Origin of the sequence: Bacillus mobilis, from assembly GCF_001884045.1 — a bacterium.
In the GTDB taxonomy this organism is placed as follows: Bacteria; Bacillota; Bacilli; order Bacillales; family Bacillaceae_G; genus Bacillus_A; species Bacillus_A mobilis.
Window position 1 is genome coordinate 66701 of sequence record NZ_MACF01000130.1, and the last position, 22006, is coordinate 88706.

Sequence of the window (22006 nt, forward strand, 5' to 3'; positions counted from 1 at the left end):
CGTTAAATATCTATAGATTTTTAATACTTTTGTACTCCACTTACAATACATGTCATTCTGATTGAAAACAGAAAATAGGGGCTGACCATATGGAAAAGAAATTCATGCGAGAATCCAAAGCAATTAAAACAACACGTGTTTTTCCGAATGATTTAAATAATCATCAAACACTTTTCGGAGGGAAATTATTAGCAGAAATTGATAGTATCGCTTCAATTGCAGCTGCAAGACATAGCCGTAAACATTGTGTAACGGCATCTATCGATTCTGTTGATTTCTTAACTCCCATTCACCAAGCGGATTCTGTTTGTTACGAAGCATTCGTATGTTATACAGGAAAATCTTCAATGGAAGTGTTCGTAAAAGTAATTGCAGAGAATTTATTAGCAGGCGAGCGTAGAATAGCTGCAACATGTTTCATCACATTCGTTGCATTAAAAGATGGAAAACCTTCATCTGTTCCACAAGTACTACCGGAAACGGAAGAAGAACATTGGCTACACACAACTGGTTCTGAGCGTGCAGAAAATAGAAAAAAAGGACGCTTAAAGAGCAAAGAAATGGCTGAAGTATTAACATTGAGCAAACCTTGGAATATGTAATAATTGATTTACCTTCCTTTTTACAAATCAAAAAGGAAGGTTTTTTTATATAAAATACATAGTGTTGATTTACAAAGTTTATATGCGGTAAACTTATACAGATGTTCTTGTAATCTTCTTCCTTGCAAAAGGCCTATATAATCTACAACATAAAAAATTTGAGGAGATAATAATTATATGATGGAACAAACTCAACTCGTTTCCGTTATTGTCCCGCTGTATAATGCGGAAAAATACATTGAAGAGACGATGGAATCAATACTGAATCAAACATATAAAAATATTGAAATTGTAATTGTTGATGATGGAAGTAAAGATCAATCATCTTCTATCGTTAAAAATTTCAAGAAAAAATACCCTGAACAAATACAATATATTTTACAAGAAAATCAAGGCGTTTCCGTTGCTCGTAATACAGGAATTGAAAATGCAAATGGAGAATATATTTCTTTTCTTGATAGTGATGATTTATGGCATTCAACAAAAATTGAAAAGCAAATCGAAAGTATGCACAAAAACAATATGAACGCCTGCTATTGTGGATTTATGAACTTTTACGAGGAAACTGGTGAAAAAGTTGAAAACACGACAAACTTTGTAAAAGGGAATATGACAAAGGCTTTCTTAACACATCAAGTTTTTGCCCAAACAAGTACTTGGATTTTCAAAAAATCAATCGTGATGAATCATAATATTCGTTTTACACCAGGATGTAGTTGGGGAGAAGACTTAGAATTTCTTTTTAAATTAATGAGTGTAACAAATGTATGTTATGTGGATGAATATTTAACGTATTATCGAATCCTATCTGGAGGAAGTCTTTCTTCAAATTATAAAGATTATGAATTAAAAACAACAAAAGAATTAGAAGTATTTAATCGAATGAAAGACTGGATTCATCATAAATCAAAAGACTTAATCACAAATGATTCTACAGAATTGATTGAGATCCTTGAAACTTACCTATTCCCATATACAGTCATTAACAATGCTTGTATATATATTAAAGGACACCCTAAACTAGATAAATCCAAGGTTCAGTTAATTAAAAGCGATATAAAGAAATATTGTCGCAAAATCTATTCGAAAAATGGAAAACGAAGTAAGAAGTTATATGCTATGCTTTGGTTTGTACGCATCAAATTTTTATTTTCTTAAATAAAAGTATATGCTTTTAAACATTTTTGCCGTAAACAAATTAAATTTACAAATAGGACAAGTATGTCCTGACGAATAGAAAGGTCTTTTTCCATGAAAACAAACAAAATCCTTAAAAACGCCTCCTACCTCTTTGTAGGAAATATTACAGTTAGATTTGTACTTGCTATTGCGACAATCCTCTTTGCAAGATATGTTTCACCAGATGAGTATGGGATGTTTACAGTTGCATTAGCAGTTTCCGCTGTCATTTGTTATTTTACAGATGCAGGCTTGACACATACGTTTATGCGTGAAGGAACAAGAAGCGGTGCTAACATTAGCGTACTAATAAGTAGTTATTTACGTATTCGTTTCGTATTAGCTGTCGTAATTTCTGTACTCTTCGCTATTTTTGCTCAGTTCTTCTATACGGATGCCTACTTACGTGCCATGGTATATTGGGTCGTACTACCGACGATGTTTGGAGCCACTTTACAAGGTGTTGGGATGGCTTATTTCCAAGTAACAGAGCGTATGCAATTTACAGCAATTATTTCTGTACTACAAGGTGTGACAGCCGCTGCCGCTCTTATGCTAGGGATGTCATTTAAATGGTCACTTATGATGGTCGCTGCTATGTACGGAATATCTAGCCTTGTAACAGGGCTTATCGCTTTCTTAATGGTACTCCGCCATACAAAAGTTCATAAAGGCTGGGACAAAGGAATTTTAGATCAACTGCTTATTTTCACAATCAATGGCATTATTATTATGCTTTTACCGCAGTTAGGTCCTATTATATTAGAAAAAGTTTCAGCGAATGAGCAAGTTGGATTCTTTGGGGCTGCCTATAAAATACCTGCCGTACTTTATCAAATACCTGGTGTAATTGCAGCAGCCTTTTATCCAAAATTATTCGCTTTCGGAAATGAAAAAAATATTGAAGAACATAGAAAGCTATCTCAGTTTGAATTAAAACTTATGTCCTTCTTAGGTATGGGAATTGCTATCCCATTTATCGCTGATCCGAGTTTTTGGATTGTTACTTTATTAGGTGAAAAATATGCACCAGCTGGTGACGCTCTTGCAATTTTAGCCTTTATGGTCATTTTACAATCTATCAACTATCCACTTGCCGATAACTTAACAACAATTGGACAACAGTGGAAGCGCGCGACAATAATGGGAATTGGATTGGCTGTTGCCATCGTAAGTTACATCATCTTAGGTAGCAAATTTGGAGTGATGGGAGCTTCTATAGCAGCTGTCCTTACTGAAGTTACTTTACTAATTGGATTTACTTTATTTGTCCGTAAAGGTTTCGGGCTATTATTTAAAGGAATTATATTTAATAGTCTCGCATTTATAATTAGTTTCGTTCTATACCGTACAATATTAATTAGCTTGCCACCACTAGTAGCTTTAACGCTTACTGGTATATTGTATGGCATTATCGGTCTTGCCATTGATCCACAAATACGCGCGTTACTTTTAGGGTTTGTAAATAAAAAGCTCGGCAAAAACATAGCATAAAGTGGAACTTTAATCAGTGGAAATTTTACAGCTTGTTAATGCGAGATAAAAGTCGCTTTCTTCCTCGAATTTATGAGAAAGAAAGCGACTTTTTATTTACTATTATTATTCGTATATCAAATTGTTTCTTTTAATCCCTCATAAATATGGAATTTTAGACTGAATGCCTACATATACCTCCAGAATAATACAAAAAATTCATTTTCAAAAATATACATTTTTGAAATGATAGCATTATATCAAAGAATTTAGTATCATGATTCAAGACACTATTTAGAAATGAACGGAGGACATTATGAGCTTATTAACTGTTGAAAAATTAGGTCATACATTTGGTGATCGTACATTATTTAAAGATGTATCTATGCGCTTACTCGCAGGAGAACATGTTGGATTAGTTGGAGCAAACGGTGTTGGTAAATCAACATTTATGAATATAATTACTGGTCAGCTTATCCATGACGAAGGTCGTGTAGAATGGACACCTGGTACAAATTACGGTTACTTAGACCAACATACTATTTTAACACCTGGTCGCACGATCCGTGATGTATTAGCAGATGCGTTTTTACCTTTATTTGAAAAAGAAAAAGCTTTAAATGAAGTTACAGAAAAAATGGGAACTGCCACACCGGAAGAATTAGAGGAACTTCTTGAGCAAATGGCAGAAATTCAAGATGCCCTTGAAGCAGGTGGCTTCTATTTATTAGATATGAAAATTGAAGAAGCAGCACGTGGTCTTGGAATCGACGCAATTGGCCTAGATCGTGATGTTGCGGCGTTAAGTGGTGGACAACGTACAAAAGTATTACTTGCAAAGTTACTACTTGAACAACCAGAAGTATTACTATTAGATGAACCTACCAACTATTTAGACGTTGAACATATTCATTGGTTAACAAATTATTTAAAAGAATATCCACATGCATTCCTATTAATTTCCCATGATACGGAATTTATGAATAAATGTGTCGATGTTATTTTCCATCTAGAGTTTACAAAAATGACGCGTTATACAGCGACATATGAAAAATTCCTAGAACTAGCGGAAATTAATAAAAATCAGCATATTAATGCTTACGAAAAACAAAAAGAGTTTATTAAAAAACAAGAAGATTTTATTGCGAAAAATAAGGCTCGTTACTCAACGACAGGTCGTGCAAAGAGTCGTCAAAAACAACTCGATCGTATGGAACGTATCGATCGTCCTGAAACAGCAATTAAACCTGAATTCTCATTTAAAGAAAGTCGTGCAAGTAGTCGATTCGTCTTTGAAGGAGAAAATGTAGAGATTGGATATACACATCCATTATTACCGAAATTAACAATGACAATTGAACGCGGTGAAAAAATTGCAATTGTTGGATGTAATGGTGTCGGTAAGTCAACACTATTAAAAACGATTTTAGGTAAAATTAAACCATTAAGCGGAAAAACAAGTCTTGGTGACTTCTTAAACCCATCCTACTTCGAGCAAGAAGTAAAAGCTGATAATGTAACACCAATTGATGATGTTTGGAATACATTCCCTAGCTTGGACCAACATCAAGTACGTGCAATGTTAGCGAAATGCGGTTTAAAAAACGAACATATCTCTCGTCCACTGAATCAATTAAGCGGTGGCGAACAAGCAAAAGTTCGTTTATGTAAACTAATGGGCGAAGAAAGTAACTGGCTACTCTTTGATGAGCCAACAAACCACCTTGATGTTACAGCAAAAGATGAGCTGAAAAAAGCGATGAAAGCATACAAAGGAACAATTCTTCTTGTATGTCACGAACCAGACTTTTATGAAGATTGGATAACAAAAACTTGGGATGTAGAAAAATGGGCCCAAGAAAATTCTTAATCACCTGAAATCATCCTTTTACACACTTAGTGTGTAAAAGGATTTCCCCTTAAAATAGCAATAAAATTCAATAAGGAGTTTTTAATTATAATGCAAAGTCCATTTTTTCTAAAACTCAATACATTTTGTGTAAAGTCCTTGTTAGTACTATGTCTCATTATTTCTGCAGCTATTACATGGCAATCCGTATACATAGTTAGAGGACAATCCCAAACTCGTTTACTTATTATAGTCCCAGTTATTATTCTAATTGGCCTTCTATTTTTATTAATCGGCTATATTTCCAACAAATATATGTCAAAACTAATATTCACTATTTTACTTATCATTTTAGCTTTCTCTATTCGATGCATCTGGGTTCTTAATATCCAAACTCCTGTCGAATCGGATTTTGCTATAATGTACAATGGAGCCGTGCAAGCAACTAAAGGAGATTTTAGTTTTGCCCAAAGCACATATTATACTTCATGGGTTTACCAACTTGGATTTACAATGTACCAAGCCTTTATTATTAATTTATTTGGTGAAGGAACCTTCCTTCTAAAGTTCTTAAACGTATTATATTGCACAGGAACAACATTACTCGTTTACAAAATAACTTCTCACATATTTAATGAGTGGTCCGGACGTGTGGCTGGTTTACTATATGCAATATATATCCCAAGCATCGTATTAAGCTCAGTCCTAACAAATCAACATTTGGCTACATTCTTATTTTATCTTGGGTTTTATTTATTAATTACAAAAGGCTTGAGCCATAAATATATGTGGATTTTTATAGGGATTTCGCTTTCTTTAGGTGATATCATGCGCCCGCTTGGTGCTATCATCCTAATTGCAGTAACTATTTATGTCTTTTTACAAGGTATATTAGGGAAATCAAAACAAGATATTTTCACTTCCATTAAAAAACTTTGTGGAATTTTCGTCGTATTTTACCTTGTACATTACATTATAAGTTATTCATTTATATCTGCCGGAATTACACAATATCCACTATCTAACCGTGACCCTCTCTGGAAATTCACAGTAGGGTTTAACCATGAAACAAAGGGTGGCTATTCTGCAGCAGATGCAGAATATATTATGTCCCTTGAACTCGGTGAAGAACGTAAAGCTGCTGAAAAGAAGCTGATTCAAGAGCGACTGGCTGATCCACAAAAAGTTTTATCCTTATTTGGTGATAAGTTCACACTCATGTGGGCAGATTACGACTCCGCTCCATTATGGAGCTTGCTGACACTAGGGGACACAGATAATGATATGATTACTTTAAAAGATGACCTTACGAAATATGAAAAGTATATGTACATTACAGCTATGCTCTTTAGCACATTAGCGCTTCTTTATCTCATATTGACTAAGCAAAATAACACGCATTATACACTATTTTTATTACTGATAATTGGTTACGTCACTGTCCATTTCTTAATCGAATACCAAACAAGATACCGATACTTCATCATTCCTAGCTTTACAATTCTTCAAAGCTACGGTCTATATTTATGCTATCGATTTATATCGAACAGAAAGACTTCAAAAGTATAAATGAAAATAAAATAGAAAAAGGCATGAGCCCGGTGCAATACCGAACTCATGCCTTTTTATTTATATCTATATTTTCTTTTTTATTGTAAGCGTAATTTATACCAAAGGCAGCCAAAATTATCATCGGTATTGTAGCCGAATAATGATATCTTGATGCCACTTCTACTAATAACTGCGCCATTGTTAACCCTATTGTATATAAGCAAATCATAAATAGGACAGATTTAGTTTTATTTTTTATCATTATTAATACACCTAATATTGAAGTCACGATTAAGAAGTAATAAAAAATATTAGATGCCACGGTATACCTTACTACATTATCTAGTGCAGGCTCGGCGTAAGAAACTGCCGCACTATCTTCACTTAAAAAGACAAAGAATTTATCCGAAAATAATTTCATAAAATCGATATTGTCGTTTAGTATTCTGTTCTTCGCCTCTTCTAGCATTTTTTGTTGAGAATCCTCAGCAGTCCACCCTGGTTTATTATTATACTCAAACAACAATTCTGCATCTGGCATATTCCACTTTCCAGATTCAGCCTGATTGAACCCTACATAAACGTTATAGCCTGGCGCTGATGCTATCTCCTCACCTAAACGTAATGTTATATACTGATTGATCGCCGAAGAAAAAATAACATACCCAATAACGATAACGCCTACATATACTACCTTGTTTAATAATATTTTTTTATTTCCTATGTGCTTCGTGTTAATAATAAATAACCATATGACTAGAGCTATAATTGGAACAGCTGCAATTGGTCGTACCATATTCATTAATGCAAGTAGTGCCGCTAATAAAATCGAGTACACAAGTAATTTTTTTATACTTATATTGTGAAGCTTCTCATGAACGCTTATCATAACTACCCAAATTAATAATAGTAGTGTACAATACAACGGCTCTGACAATACAAACATGTTATAAATCGTTTGTGAAGGCAATACTATCCATAAAATACTAGCTGTTATGGCTGTTCTAACTCCACCAATTTTTCTAGCTATAACATATATTAATCCCATTGATATTGTAGTTAAAACAACATTTACGATAGGCGCTACCATATGACTAGCTCCAAATATTTTTAAGAAAATACTTAAAAATGAGGCGTAACCAAAAATATGTGGAAATAATGCAATATAATTATTATCAATAACAAATTCTTTACTCAATGCTTCTGCAGTATAATAAAATGTAGCGTAATCAACTAATGGCTGAATTTTGTATGTAAGAACCCACGTTAATTTAACTGCTAAGCAAATAATTACTAACACAAAAAAGCATTTTTTCTCATTTAATTTTTCTAGATATAAAGAACTTTTTCTAAGTACATAAAACCCAATTGTACATAAAAATACGACCCCAGTTACTATCATTGTGTAATTATATTTTTGCGTATCGGAAAAATAATCCACAACTAATATTGAGGCAAAAAAGACATATATCATGTATACTGCACGTGTAGAAAGAGTCGATAACCCTTTTAAAAATAATTTCAATACAATCTACTCCTTTAAACATTGGTACAAAAATACCGCTATATACTGTATAAAACTGAAGAACTTTATTATCTTAATAAATGTTCACGTATCCCCGATAATAACGTACAAACCACATCACACATCACTATACATGAATCAGGTTGATATTTCCATATTCAATTCTTCACATTTAATCAGTTGAATAAACTATTATACATATATATCCGATTATACGTTTAAATTACAAAAACATTGGATTTACTCAATTTCATTAACACTTCAATATAAACTATGCTATAATTGATAGTTGTTATGTACGAATAACTTTTCTACATTTCCTGTTTTATTTATATATTTTATAAAGATGAGGATACTATTATGGAGAAACTCTTAAAGTTTGGTTTAGTAGGAATCTTTAATACGCTCATTACAATTATTAGCTTTTGGATATTATTAAAATTTGGGATGAACTACCTTATTGCGAATACCATTGCCTATTCAATTGGTGTTGCCAATAGCTACTATTGGAATAAAAATTGGGTGTTTAAACCTAATAATAAAAGCACGTCAATGTTCTTTAAATTTCTAACTGTAAATTTAATTGTATTTGCTTTTAATACATTATGTTTATTTATATTAGTAACTAAACTTACCTTTAATGCGTCAATCGCACAGATTTTCGCAATTGGTGTCGGAATGGTTATCAATTTTGTCCTTAATAAAATTTGGACATTCAACCAAACAGAAAAAGCTACTAATTAAACTTAAACAACTTATTAAAACTACGGAGGATACAACATGCAAAAATTAATTTCGGTTGTAGTTCCTATGTACTTCGAGGAAGAAGTAGCACAGGAATGCTATAACCGTTTAAAGTCCGTTATGCTTCAAAATGATATTAATTACGAGTTTGTCTTTGTAAACGACGGTAGCACAGACCGTACAATGGAAATCTTGTCTGAGATTGCAGCAAATGATTACCGTACAAAAATCGTTAATTTCGCACGTAACTTTGGACACCAAATAGCCGTTACAGCTGGTATTGCTGCTGCAAAAGGTGACGCTATTGTAATTATCGATGCAGACTTACAAGATCCACCTGAAGTTATTCCTGAACTTATTGCAAAATGGGAAGAAGGATATGAAGTTGTTTATGCGAAACGTAAACAACGTAAAGGTGAAACTTGGTTTAAACTTTTAACAGCTAAATATTTCTATAAATTCTTAAACTACATGTCTGATATCGATATCCCAAAAGATACTGGTGATTTCCGAATCATCGATCGTAAAGTAGCTGATGTTTTCAATCAAATGACTGAGCGTAATCGCTTCATCCGCGGTATGATGTCTTGGGTTGGCTTCCGCCAAACATATGTTGAATATGAACGCGATGAGCGCTTTGCTGGTGAAACAAAATATCCATTGAAGAAAATGATTAAATTTGCATCTGACGGCATTATTGCGTTTTCAACAAAACCGTTACGTATCGTTATGACTTTAGGCTTATTATCAGTTCTCGTTTCAATAATTGTCTTACTATATACAATTACTGTGAAAATTATTGGCTCTGGTACGCAAACGGGTTGGGCATCTATTATGGTTGCTATTACATTCTTTAGCGGTATTCAGTTACTTGGTCTTGGAATCGTTGGCCAATATATTGCTCGTATTTACGACGAAAGCAAAAATCGTCCGATTTATATTGTGAAAGAAACAATCAATATCGAGCAAGAAGAGACTACACAAACAAAAGAAAAAGTGAATGCATAATAAAAAAGGTAACAATGAAAACTATCATTGTTACCTTTTTATATTGTAATACCCCATAAGCCTCAAACGAAATTCTTTTAAATTTGGATATATCTCTAAATTAGATAACATCCCTTGAATGACCGGAATTCTTGGATTTTGCAACCTCATTTCCGCCTCCAAAACATCTAATGTAACAAGTAATTCCTCATCTTCTAATTGATCTGCTAATGTGCGTTTAAAAACGATAATTTCTTTTAAAAAGTGTTCCTTAACCTGCTCTTTAATAAGCTCTGATTTGCAAAGGAATTCTCCCAGCCTTTCTTCATGTAACACAGGTTCTTCCGAAGATTCTACCAATCCATCTACTAAATCATCTACTCTTTTCAAAATAAAAGCAGAAACATAAGATAAGTCAATTTCTGGTGCTTGTAAAATGATTAGTTCTAAGTATCCACGGCATATGCCTTCTACCATAATGACTAAATCTAATAAATAAGGCATAACCTTTTCACCATAAATAGACAGTAAACTATTCCGATAGAATGCATGCGACTCTAACTTCATCCGCATCATAAACTCTTCCACTTCTTTATTAAAAGGAATAGCATTTTCCCTTGCATGCATAATAATAAATTCTTTATGCTTTTGTATATCATTAAATTGGCAATGCAATTGTTTTGCAAATTTTTCACGTGGCAATAACGATTCTTTTTCAATATCCATCATTTTATTTTGAATCTTGTCATAGTAATATCGAAGTGTTGCTAATAAAAGCTCCTCTTTCGATTTAAAGTATAAATAGAAAGCTCCCTTAGATATGCCACAAGCGGTCACAATTTCCTGTACTGATGTCGCATTTACACCCTTAGTCGCAAATAACTTCATAGCCATTTCTATAATTAAACGCTCTTTTTCTTTCATATCATGTCTCTCCTAAATTTAATCTCGCATCTTATTATGAATTTATTATACCATCCCTTTTCATTGACGGCTGACCAATCAGTCAGTTATATTATGTATTAGACTGACCAGTTGGTCAATACAATACAAAGGGAGCGCAAACATGAACAAAATCATTAATTTCTCGTTAAAAAATAAGTTCGCAGTTTGGCTACTAACCATTATTGTTACCATTGCAGGTATTTATTCTGGGCTGAACATGAAGCTGGAAACAATTCCTGATATTACAACACCGATTGTAACAGTAACCACGGTTTATCCTGGTGCTACACCAGAAGAAGTAGCTGACAAAGTTTCAAAACCGATGGAAGAGCAACTGCAAAATTTAAGTGGTGTAAACGTTGTTAGTTCATCATCTTTTCAAAACGCATCTTCTATTCAGGTAGAATATGATTTTGATAAAAATATGGAAAAGGCTGAAACAGAAATTAAAGAAGCTCTCGCAAATGTGAAACTGCCAGAAGGTGTAAAAGACCCGAAAGTTTCACGTGTAAACTTTAATGCCTTTCCAGTTATTTCATTAAGCGTCGCAAGTAAAAATGAATCTTTAGCTACCTTGACTGAAAATGTAGAGAAGAATGTGGTACCAGGATTAAAAGGACTTGATGGTGTTGCATCTGTTCAAATTTCAGGTCAACAAGTAGATGAAGTTCAACTTGTCTTCAAGAAAGATAAGATGAAAGAATTAGGTTTAAGTGAAGATACTGTAAAAAATGTAATTAAAGGATCGGACGTATCTTTGCCACTTGGCTTATATACATTTAAAGACACAGAAAAATCAGTTGTTGTAGATGGAAATATTACAACAATTAAAGCATTAAAAGAATTAAAGATCCCGGCTATACCTTCATCACCGAGCGGTCAAGGTAGTGCAAACGCTGGAGCCGGTGCACAAACGTCGCAAATGAATCCAGCCGCCATGAACGGAATTCCGACAGTTACATTAGACGAAATCGCTGACATTAAAGAAGTCGGAAAAGCAGAGTCAATTTCTCGAACAAACGGAAAAGAAGCAATAGGAATTCAAATTGTAAAAGCTGCTGACGCGAATACAGTTGATGTTGTCAATGCAGTGAAAGATAAAGTAAAAGAACTTGAAAAAAAATATAAAGACTTAGAGATTATTTCAACATTCGACCAAGGTGCACCGATTGAAAAATCAGTAGAAACAATGCTGAGCAAAGCCATTTTTGGTGCTATCTTTGCGATTGTTATTATTATGCTGTTCCTACGAAATATCCGAACAACATTAATCTCTGTCGTTTCCATACCACTTTCTTTATTAATTGCTGTATTAGTCATAAAGCAAATGGATATTACGCTTAACATTATGACGCTTGGAGCAATGACAGTCGCTATTGGACGCGTTGTTGATGACTCCATTGTTGTTATTGAAAATATTTACCGACGAATGTCCTTATCAGAAGAGAAACTGCGCGGAAAAGATTTAATTCGTGAAGCTACGAAGGAAATGTTCATTCCAATTATGTCTTCTACCATTGTAACAATTGCTGTATTCTTACCGCTTGGACTAGTAAAAGGTATGATTGGTGAAATGTTCTTACCATTTGCCTTAACTATCGTCTTCGCTTTATTAGCATCGTTACTAGTAGCAGTTACGATCGTGCCGATGTTAGCTCACTCTTTATTTAAGAAAGAGAGCATGAGGGAAAAAGAAGTACATCATGAAGAAAAACCAAGTAAATTAGCAAACGGGTATAAACGCATACTTGCATGGGCTTTAAATCATAAAATCATTACATCAAGTATCGCTGTCCTTCTATTAGTTGGTAGTCTTGCACTTGTTCCAGTTATCGGTGTAAGTTTCTTACCATCTGAAGAAGAAAAAATGATCATTGCAACGTACAACCCTGAACCAGGGCAAACGTTAGAAGATGTTGAAAAAATTGCAACGAAAGCTGAGAAGCACTTCCAAGATAATAAAGACGTCAAAACAATTCAATTCTCATTAGGTGGAGAAAACCCAATGAGTCCTGGTCAATCCAACCAGGCAATGTTCTTCGTGCAATATGATAACGACACGAAAAACTTCGAAAAAGAAAAAGAACAAGTCGTTAAAGATTTACAGAAGATGTCTGGAAAAGGCGAATGGAAAAACCAAGATTTCGGAGCAAGTGGCGGTAGTAATGAAATTAAACTATACGTTTACGGAGATAGCTCGGAAGACATTAAGCCTGTCGTAAAAGATATTCAAAATATCATGAAGAAAAATAAAGACTTAAAAGATATAGACTCTAGTATTGCTAAAACGTACGCAGAGTACACTTTAGTCGCAGATCAGGAAAAACTAAGTAAAATGGGTCTAACGGCTGCGCAAATTGGAATGGGACTTTCTAATCAACATGATCGCCCTGTTCTGACAACAATTAAAAAAGACGGTAAAGATGTCAATGTATATGTAGAAGCTGAAAAACAAAATTATGAAACAATCGATGACTTAACAAATCGAAAAATTACAACACCACTTGGTACTGAAGTGGCTGTGAAAGATGTTATGACTGTAAAAGAAGATGAAACTTCGAATACAGTAAAACACCGCGATGGCCGTGTTTATGCGGAAGTAAGCGCAAAACTAATATCTGATGACGTTTCAAAAGCATCTGCCGCTGTTCAAAAAGAAGTAGATAAAATGGATCTTCCTTCTGGCGTAGATGTTTCTATGGGCGGTGTTACAAAAGATATTGAAGAATCATTCAAGCAACTTGGCTTAGCGATGTTAGCTGCGATTGCCATTGTATACTTCGTTCTTGTCGTTACATTTGGCGGTGCCCTTGCACCATTCGCAATTTTATTCTCGCTACCATTTACAATTATCGGAGCTCTTGTCGCCTTATTAATCTCTGGCGAGACATTAAGCGTATCTGCAATGATCGGGGCGCTTATGTTAATTGGTATCGTTGTAACAAACGCTATCGTGCTTATCGACCGCGTTATTCATAAAGAAAATGAAGGTCTATCAACACGTGAAGCTTTATTAGAGGCTGGTGCAACACGCCTTCGTCCGATTTTAATGACTGCCATTGCAACAATCGGGGCCCTTATCCCACTTGCATTAGGATTTGAAGGTAGCGGCTTAATTTCTAAAGGACTTGGTGTAACAGTAATTGGTGGATTAACAAGTTCAACGTTATTAACACTTCTTATTGTTCCAATCGTTTATGAAGTATTAAGCAAGTTCAAAAAGAAAAAAGCAAAATAACAAAAAAATAACCTCGCAAACTGCGAGGTTATTTTTTATTTCCGAATAAGATTAGGAAATCACCATATCCTTCTTTCTCTAATTCCTCTTTTGGAATAAATCGAAGGGCTGCGGAATTAATACAGTAACGAAGTCCATTCGGTCCTGGACCGTCTGGAAACACATGCCCAAGATGTGAATCTCCTTCCTTACTTCTCACTTCTGTGCGCGTCATATTATGACTCACATCCATTTTTTCTTTCACACTAGCTGACATAACTGGCTTCGTAAAACTAGGCCATCCACACCCGCTATCAAACTTATCTAAAGAAGTAAATAACGGTTCTCCTGAAACGATGTCTACATAAAGACCTTCTTCTTTATGGTTCCAATACTCATTTCGAAATGGTGGCTCAGTTCCATTTTCCTGCGTTACATAAAACTGCATCTCATTTAGTTTTTCTTTTAAATGATCATTATTTTTTGGCCAATGTTGTTTAATAAACGCATCTCGTCCTGAGCCCTTACGGTATAACTCATAGCGGAATGTATTTTTCTTATGATATCCTTGGTGATATTCCTCAGCCGGATAAAACGTAGTAGCTGGTAATATTTTTGTCGCAATCGGCTTTGAAAAGCGTCCGCTCATTGCAAGCTCTTCTTTTGAAGCTTTTGCTTTTTTATGTTGTTCTTCATTCTGATAAAAAATCACTGTTTCGTAAGACTGTCCGCGGTCGTGGAATTGCCCACCTATATCAGTCGGATCAATTTGTCTCCAGTATATATTTAATAACTCCTCATACGGCATTTTATTTGCATCAAATGTAATTTGTACTGCCTCATAATGTCCCGTCGTCTCTGAACATACTTCTTTATACGTTGGATTCTCTTTATGACCACCCGTATAGCCAGAAACAACCTGTATAATCCCTTCCATCTCTTCAAATGGCGAAACCATACACCAGAAGCATCCTCCAGCAAATGTAGCTTGCTCTACCTTTTCATTTACAGCCATTCTTTCACCCCTATTCTATGTTCTTCTTACAGTATGGCATAAGGAACATCATGTTATAAAAGAAAAAGCACCGAACATCGATGCTTTTTCTTTACTTCACTTTATTTTGTTCCAACATCCTTCTCCATTTCATCACTTGTCACATCTAAGACATCTAATAAGAAAATGAAGATTGGAATACCGATAATTAATCCCCATACACCTAAGAAGTGTTCTGAGAAGATTAATACCATAAACGTATAGAAAATTGGTAAGTTTGTTTTTTGCGACATAAACTTCGGATTTAGCACGTAACTTTCAAGCGCATGAATGACTGTTACGATAACTAAAATATAAACAACGTACATAATACCGCCGATATTGTAAGCAATCATACAAAGCGGGAATAACGAAATGATAACCCCAGCTACTGGAATTAAGCCGAGTAAGAAGATCATTAACGCTAAACCTAATAATTGCGGGAATCCTAATATCCATAGTGCAATCACGGATAAAACACAGTTAACAACTGCAATTAAAAATTGTGCTTCGATTACTTTTCCGAATGAACGTGCAAATTTCTTACCGAAGTACTCAATTTCAGTATAGAAAATTGCCAGTCGGCTTTCTTTAAATTTTGCAGTAAAAGCAACGATACGAGCTTTTTCCAATAAGAAAAATAAACTTAAAATTAAAGAAAGTAACACTTGAAGACCAAATTTCCCAACATTCGTAATTGATTTATACAAAATGTCGACGCCTTGTCCTACATATTTTGAAAGTTCCATATGGTTGACAGCATTAACTGCATACTTAATTAATTCACTATCTGGTGGGTTTCTTAAAAATACGTTAAATTGATAAATCAATTGTGAAATTTGTATCGTTAATACTGGTAAATATTTAAATAGCGTAATAGCAATTCCACCAATTAACATGACATATAGAAATGCTATAATAATTTTTCGATTAATGGGCATGAAATGATCTAATTTACGAGAAATAAACTTTTGGAATCGATCCATTAAATACGTGAGAATAAACGTAATTAAAATTAAATTCAACATACTTTGCAGCCCGTATAACACGAGAGCAAGTATTACTAATACGAGTAACCTCTGAAATCCTTTGCTTTGAAACAGGTTTTTTATTTGCATAATCGACGAGTACTCTCTCCTGTCCTATAAAGTAAAACGTTAATAAGTAGATTTTTTCTCTCTTCTCTACCTTTAATTATTTATTCATATGAAGATCTTTATAAGCTTATTATATATCTCCCTTAGTAGATCCTATAGTAGCTTACTTCTTATTTTACAATACAATGACCTAATTCAAAACGTATTCTACACAGTATTAATGAAGATTTAAGGAAACTTACATTTTATTTAAATAGGTCTTACCACTACTGTAACATAAAAAGCAAGCTATCAGTAGAAATCTGTCCTACAAATAGCTTGCTTTTCTCATTTTTTAAGTAAGTTTTCCTAGCCGATGAATGGCATAAACATCGGTATGACAACTACAGTTACAACCCCAACTACTGTTACAGCAATACTTGCCATAGCTGCCTCTACTTCACCCATTTCAATTCCTACTGCCACTCCTAATGCGTGACCTGCTGTTCCAAGAGCTAAGCCTTTTGCAATTGGATGTTTTACTCTAAATGTTTTTAAGAATAATGCTCCTAATGCATATACAATAACCGCGTTAAAAATAACTGCAAATGATGTAATTGCTGGTATACCACCAATACTTTCGGAGATCGGTAACGCAATTGCTGTTGTTGCTGCTTGTGGTAACATTGAATTCATTACCGCTGTATCTAGACCAATTGCTTTGGCAACAATGAACACGACAATTACTGAGCAAATGGATCCAACTACGATAGCCGATAAAATTTGCCACCAATATTTTTTCAGCTTGTCCACTTGTTTATATAATGGAATTGCAAACGCGATTGTTGCTGGTTCTAAGAAGAAGCTAATCATTTTTCCGCCAGTATTATATTCTTCAAAAGTAAAATTACCTACTTTTAGAAAGACAATCCCTAACACCATCGCTACAAATAATGGTGTGAATAAGAAGAAGCCTTTTGAATGCTTAAATAATAATGTTCCGATTCCGTATGCGATTAATGAAACGACGATTCCGAAATATGGAGTCATTGTGCTTGCCATGTTCATTCCCTCCTAACAATATATACTAAATTAGTTATGCAACTTTTCCGTGCTTGCGCCCTTTATTTACTACTTTCAATTCTTTCGTATCTTCTATTTCTTTATCATCTTTTCCTAAGATAAATTGTGCAAATAATCCTGTTACAGCAAGTAAAATAATTGTTGCTACAACAATTACAGTTAAAATTTGTACAAAATATTGTCCCATTACACCGAGAGAATTAATAACTGAAATACCTGATGGGACGAAAAGGAATCCGATAATACCTGTTAAAGCTGTTCCAAGTGATTCAACTTGTTCCAATTTAATAACTTTTAAACATAATAGGCTAAATAAAATAACTAATCCGATCACCGATGAAGGCATCGGAATTGGTAAATGTGTTGCAATAATATTAGAAACTAACATAATAGCTGAAAATATGAATGCTTGTGATAAGAAACTATATACTTTTTTCGTACTCATTTTGGCCACCTCTTTCGATTTGGTACCTTAATTGTATAAGATACAAACAAAACTGTAAGCGTTTACACAACAGAACGTCAAATATACAAAATTAATTACAGAAATAGGCAGATGAAATACAAAAAGCTACTTCTTAAATACGAAGCAGCTTTTTGAGTTCTTTTGCATATGTACGGCTAACAGGTACTTTTGATCCTTCTTTCATAATTAAATTATATGTAGAATTGAACCATGGTTGTATTTCTGTAATATGATTAATATTTGCAATAAAACTGCGATGAACACGCATGAAACTTGCCTGCGGCAACTTCTTTTCCAAAATGACAAGTGTATCATGTGTTACATATGTTTCTCTCATCGTTTTTACTGTCACTTTTCCGTCCACAAGTCCTACATATATAATATCTTCAATATTCACAAGTACAATCGATTCTTCAATTGGTAATGCTAATTTATGCATCTCGGTCGTTACGTCTACACCCTTTACTTCTTGTTTTGTTTCTAATTTTATTTGTTTTTGCTTTTTATATTTCTTTAATGTCTGTATGATACGTTCTTCATCGAAAGGCTTTAAAATGTAATCTAACGCATCTACTTCAAATGCTTGCAGCGCATATTGATCATAGGCCGTAGCAAACACAATTGCAGGTGGATTTTTCATCTTCTTTAATATATTTGCGATTTCAAATCCGTTATCATCAGATAGCTGAATATCTAAGAACACAATATCTGGTTTATTTTGCATTAGCTCTTCTAATGCATCCTCTACACAATCCGCCTCACCAATTATCTCTACTTCTTTCGTTTGCTCTAATAGATATTTCAATTCATCACGCGCTAACATTTCATCATCAACTACTAATACTTTTAACACTCCGTTTTTCCTCCCCTACTTTTTTCGGAATTACAAAGAGGAACTTTGTCCCTCGCTCTAATTCACTTTCAATTTGAAGCATTGTCTCTTTCCCAAATAGCCCGATAAGTCGTTCATTAATATTATATAAAGCTGTTCCAGTCCCTTTCTTTGATGGAACTACCATTTTTCCTAATTGTCCTAGACGCTCACTCTCAATTCCTTGTCCATTATCTTGGACTTCAAAATGCACCATTCCCTCTTTTTCAAACACATGTACTTCAACTTCGCACACCGGTTGCTTTTTCGGAAAAGCATGGCGCAATGCATTTTCAACTAATAGCTGCAGTACAAATGGTGGAACTAAGGTCGTCTTTAACTCTTCCTCAATGTACATCTTCACTTCATACTTATTCGGAAACCTCGCTTGTTCTAACGATAAGTATGCATGTACATGATTTAACTCTTGTTCTAATGGAATAAGCAATTGGCGTGCCCCTTGCAAATTACAACGAAAATACACGCTAAGCTGCAATAATAATTTTCTCGCTTTTTCTACATCTGTTCGGCATAAAGCCGATACAGTATTAATTGCATTAAATAAAAAATGCGGATTGATTTGTGCTTGTAACGCTTTTATTTCGGCATCTTGCAATAACTTACTTTGTAACTCTGCTTCACCTAATTCAAGCTGTGTAGAGAATATTTTCGCTAGCCCTTCCGCTAGCTCTTCTTCCACACGACTTAATTGATTAGAGTTTTTAAAATAAAGCTTTAATGTTCCTATCGTATTTCCATGTGAAGTTAGTGGAATAACAACTGCCGCTTGTAATGGACACCCTTCATGTTGACAATTAATAACCTCACGCGATTTCGCTTTCATTATTTTTCCTGTGTTCAACACTTCTTTCGATAAACCCGTTATTAAACTATGTGAAGGAATATGGTGATCTGATGCTAATCCAACGTGAGCTAATATTTTCTCTGTATCTGTTAAGGATACCGCATCTGTTCCCGTAAAGCGGTGAATAATTTGTGCCACATGTTTACAAGAATCCTCTGTTAATCCTCTGCGAAAATACGGCAATGTTTTGTCAGCAATTCGTAATACTTTATGCGTTTGTAAAGCTTTCGCATTTTCTTCCTGGCGCAAAATAGCTTGTATCATAGAAAGTAAAATAAAACTTCCGAAACTATTTACAAGGATCATTGGTATCGCAATTGTTTTCACGATACTAATTCCATCCTCTACGATTAATAGGATCATAATCATTTCTAAAGAAACGATAAACACGCTTAAAACTGCCGAAAACTTAGGCGTAATTGCACGATTATATTTTTTGAAAATGTATCCAATATAACCCGTTATAACACCTGCTAAAATTGACGAGATTGCACAACTTAGCGCTGTTGTCCCGCCAAGCATATAACGGTGAATACCAGCAATCGATCCTACTCCAATTCCGACGATAGGCCCACCAAGCAATCCACTAATTCCAACACCCATAATACGTGTATTCGCAATTGTACTAGATGACGAAACACCTTGTAGCCAATTTTCTTTCATAATTGTATTCCCGGCAATTTCAATTCCTGTGTAATTGCTTACAATTGTAAACACTGAAAAAATACAAATAAGCTTAAGCTTATCTACATACCCATCTTGTCTATGAAGAAGGCGCCTGAACGTTTTAATATGAGAAAGTAAAAATCCTAAAATAACAATAAGTCCGACACGTTCAATCATCATAAGTACTAAATTTAGCATCTGTGATTCATTCCTTTTTATATGAGTTAGTTTTATTATGGGAAAATAATGAAGTAGGCGTCAAGAAGAATGAAATATCTTTTGAAACATTTTACACATAACAATTCACTCTTTATTTGACAATCTAATAGAAGAGTGCTAAAAATAAGGTAATATAATACAGTCCTTTAACCCAACCCCGTGAGGTTGAGAAGGAAGTCGGAATATACTATACGTATGGTCTTTTTTAGGGATACGTATGCTTTTTTGGCCTTCTCATCATATCAGGTGAGAAGGCCTTTTGTTATTCTTCCATAGCGACTGTAGAAGAAAATAAGGAGGAGTAATGATGAACGTTACTACTGATGTACAATCAACAACAGAGGAGACGAAAGAAAAAAGATATAAAACATTGTTTGGTTCTGCGCTAGGATATGCAGCAGAAGGTTTAGATATGTTGCTCTTATCTTTCGTACTCGTCTACATTTTAAAAGAATTTCATTTAAGCCCAGTTGAAGGTGGAAACTTAACATTAGCTACCACAATAGGAATGCTAATTGGGTCTTATTTATTTGGATTTATCGCTGATTTATTTGGTCGTATCCGTACGATGGCCTTCACAATCTTACTATTCTCACTCGCAACAGCACTTATTTATTTCGCAACAGATTATTGGCAATTATTAATTCTTCGTTTTTTAGTTGGAATGGGAGTTGGTGGTGAATTCGGGATTGGGATGGCCATCGTAACTGAAACATGGTCTAAAGAAATGCGCGCTAAGGCAACATCCGTTGTTGCACTTGGATGGCAATTTGGCGTACTAGTCGCTTCACTCCTTCCAGCATTTATCGTCCCGCATTTCGGATGGAGAGCTGTTTTCTTATTTGGGCTCATTCCCGCTCTACTAGCTGTCTATGTACGCAAAAGTTTAAGTGAACCGAAAATATGGGAACAAAAACAAAGATACAAAAAAGAGTTGTTACAAAAAGAAGCTGAAGGTAATTTAACAACTACCGAGGCAGAACAACTAAAGCAAATGAAAAAGTTCCCACTTCGAAAGTTATTTGCCAATAAAAAAGTAACGATAACAACAATCGGTCTTATTATTATGTCATTCATCCAAAACTTCGGATATTATGGAATTTTTACATGGATGCCAACTATTTTGGCAAATAAATATAACTACACGTTAGCAAAAGCGAGCGGTTGGATGTTCATCTCTACGATCGGCATGCTAATTGGAATTGCAACTTTCGGTATTCTAGCCGATAAAATTGGCCGCCGTAAAACTTTTACAATCTATTATGTCGGTGGTACTATATACTGTCTCATTTACTTCTTCTTATTCACAGATTCAACATTATTGTTATGGGGAAGTGCATTGCTTGGATTCTTTGCAAATGGCATGATGGGAGGATTCGGAGCAGTTTTAGCTGAAAACTATCCTGCTGAAGCTCGCTCGACAGCAGAGAACTTTATTTTCGGTACAGGACGTGGGTTAGCTGGATTTGGACCTGTTATTATCGGCTTACTTGCTGCAGGTGGCAATTTAATGGGAGCACTATCTCTCATCTTCATTATCTATCCAATCGGTTTAGTTACAATGCTATTATGTGTCCCAGAGACGAAAGATAAAGTATTAGAATAGATTGAAACTGTATCCTTCAAGAAAAGTAGTTGGATAAATAAGAAAGAGG

17 protein-coding genes and 1 pseudogene are annotated in these 22006 nt (G+C 34.5%); 9 read left to right on the forward strand and 9 right to left on the reverse strand.

The window, feature by feature from the left end:
* Positions 1 to 89 precede the first annotated feature (89 nt).
* The 5 genes from BAQ44_RS25395 (at position 90) to BAQ44_RS25415 (ending at position 6672) form a co-directional block, all read left to right on the forward strand.
* Positions 90 to 602 carry an acyl-CoA thioesterase gene (locus BAQ44_RS25395; protein WP_000412134.1) on the forward strand — a complete coding sequence of 171 codons (513 nt, stop codon included), beginning with the start codon at positions 90 to 92 and terminating at the stop codon, positions 600 to 602.
* 177 nt (positions 603 to 779) lie between these two features.
* The gene (locus BAQ44_RS25400) at positions 780 to 1760 is read left to right on the forward strand and encodes a glycosyltransferase family 2 protein (protein ID WP_063262392.1); all 981 of its coding nucleotides are present in this window, start codon (positions 780 to 782) and stop codon (positions 1758 to 1760) included.
* 93 nt (positions 1761 to 1853) lie between these two features.
* Positions 1854 to 3275 carry an oligosaccharide flippase family protein gene (locus BAQ44_RS25405; RefSeq protein WP_071724470.1) on the forward strand — a complete coding sequence of 474 codons (1422 nt, stop codon included), beginning with the start codon at positions 1854 to 1856 and terminating at the stop codon, positions 3273 to 3275.
* Between the two features lie 295 nt (positions 3276 to 3570).
* On the forward strand, positions 3571 to 5124 hold the full coding sequence (locus BAQ44_RS25410) for an ABC-F family ATP-binding cassette domain-containing protein (protein WP_000055399.1): 1554 nt from the start codon (positions 3571 to 3573) through the stop codon (positions 5122 to 5124).
* A gap of 90 nt (positions 5125 to 5214) precedes the next feature.
* The gene (locus tag BAQ44_RS25415) at positions 5215 to 6672 is read left to right on the forward strand and encodes an ArnT family glycosyltransferase (RefSeq protein ID WP_071724472.1); all 1458 of its coding nucleotides are present in this window, start codon (positions 5215 to 5217) and stop codon (positions 6670 to 6672) included.
* Positions 6673 to 6718: 46 nt separating this feature from the next.
* Here the strand turns inward: BAQ44_RS25415 and BAQ44_RS25420 are convergent, their stop codons facing one another.
* Positions 6719 to 8179 carry a glycosyltransferase family 39 protein gene (locus BAQ44_RS25420; protein ID WP_071724474.1) on the reverse strand — a complete coding sequence of 487 codons (1461 nt, stop codon included), beginning with the start codon at positions 8177 to 8179 and terminating at the stop codon, positions 6719 to 6721.
* Positions 8180 to 8539: 360 nt separating this feature from the next.
* Between BAQ44_RS25420 and BAQ44_RS25425 the strand changes: the two genes are divergently transcribed.
* On the forward strand, positions 8540 to 8923 hold the full coding sequence (locus tag BAQ44_RS25425; RefSeq protein ID WP_071724476.1) for a GtrA family protein: 384 nt from the start codon (positions 8540 to 8542) through the stop codon (positions 8921 to 8923).
* A gap of 36 nt (positions 8924 to 8959) precedes the next feature.
* Complete coding sequence (locus BAQ44_RS25430; protein ID WP_071724478.1) at positions 8960 to 9931, forward strand: glycosyltransferase family 2 protein; 972 nt, start codon at positions 8960 to 8962, stop codon at positions 9929 to 9931.
* 30 nt (positions 9932 to 9961) lie between these two features.
* Here BAQ44_RS25430 and BAQ44_RS25435 read toward each other — a convergent pair whose 3' ends face one another.
* Positions 9962 to 10834 carry a TetR/AcrR family transcriptional regulator gene (locus BAQ44_RS25435; protein WP_071724481.1) on the reverse strand — a complete coding sequence of 291 codons (873 nt, stop codon included), beginning with the start codon at positions 10832 to 10834 and terminating at the stop codon, positions 9962 to 9964.
* A gap of 142 nt (positions 10835 to 10976) precedes the next feature.
* On the opposite strand from BAQ44_RS25435, the gene BAQ44_RS25440 reads away from it, so the two are divergent.
* Positions 10977 to 14093 (forward strand): efflux RND transporter permease subunit, encoded by a 3117-nt coding sequence (locus tag BAQ44_RS25440; protein ID WP_071724482.1) that lies wholly within the window; start codon positions 10977 to 10979, stop codon positions 14091 to 14093.
* A gap of 28 nt (positions 14094 to 14121) precedes the next feature.
* On the opposite strand, the gene msrB is transcribed toward BAQ44_RS25440, so the two are convergent.
* The 7 genes and pseudogenes from msrB to lytS form a co-directional block, all read right to left on the reverse strand.
* On the reverse strand, positions 14122 to 14574 hold the full coding sequence (gene msrB / locus BAQ44_RS31865; RefSeq protein WP_374702069.1) for a peptide-methionine (R)-S-oxide reductase MsrB: 453 nt from the start codon (positions 14572 to 14574) through the stop codon (positions 14122 to 14124).
* A gap of 45 nt (positions 14575 to 14619) precedes the next feature.
* Positions 14620 to 15087, reverse strand: a pseudogene (gene msrA / locus BAQ44_RS31870) (peptide-methionine (S)-S-oxide reductase MsrA); the annotation flags it as partial.
* A gap of 101 nt (positions 15088 to 15188) precedes the next feature.
* Positions 15189 to 16223, reverse strand: a complete 1035-nt coding sequence (locus BAQ44_RS25450; protein ID WP_063262399.1) for an AI-2E family transporter — start codon at positions 16221 to 16223, stop codon at positions 15189 to 15191.
* 327 nt (positions 16224 to 16550) lie between these two features.
* Positions 16551 to 17243 (reverse strand): antiholin-like protein LrgB, encoded by a 693-nt coding sequence (gene lrgB / locus BAQ44_RS25455; protein WP_000168869.1) that lies wholly within the window; start codon positions 17241 to 17243, stop codon positions 16551 to 16553.
* 34 nt (positions 17244 to 17277) lie between these two features.
* A complete protein-coding gene (gene lrgA / locus BAQ44_RS25460; protein WP_000104908.1) occupies positions 17278 to 17709 on the reverse strand; it encodes an antiholin-like murein hydrolase modulator LrgA in 432 nt (143 codons plus the stop codon).
* A 133-nt stretch (positions 17710 to 17842) separates the two neighbouring features.
* Positions 17843 to 18583, reverse strand: a complete 741-nt coding sequence (locus BAQ44_RS25465; RefSeq protein ID WP_063262400.1) for a LytR/AlgR family response regulator transcription factor — start codon at positions 18581 to 18583, stop codon at positions 17843 to 17845.
* Positions 18561 to 20330 (reverse strand): two-component system sensor histidine kinase LytS, encoded by a 1770-nt coding sequence (gene lytS, locus BAQ44_RS25470; RefSeq protein ID WP_063262401.1) that lies wholly within the window; start codon positions 20328 to 20330, stop codon positions 18561 to 18563. The genes BAQ44_RS25465 and lytS overlap by 23 nt, the downstream gene beginning before the upstream one ends.
* Before the next feature lie 328 nt (positions 20331 to 20658).
* Between lytS and BAQ44_RS25475 the strand changes: the two genes are divergently transcribed.
* The gene (locus BAQ44_RS25475; RefSeq protein ID WP_001103428.1) at positions 20659 to 21957 is read left to right on the forward strand and encodes an MFS transporter; all 1299 of its coding nucleotides are present in this window, start codon (positions 20659 to 20661) and stop codon (positions 21955 to 21957) included.
* Positions 21958 to 22006 lie beyond the last annotated feature (49 nt).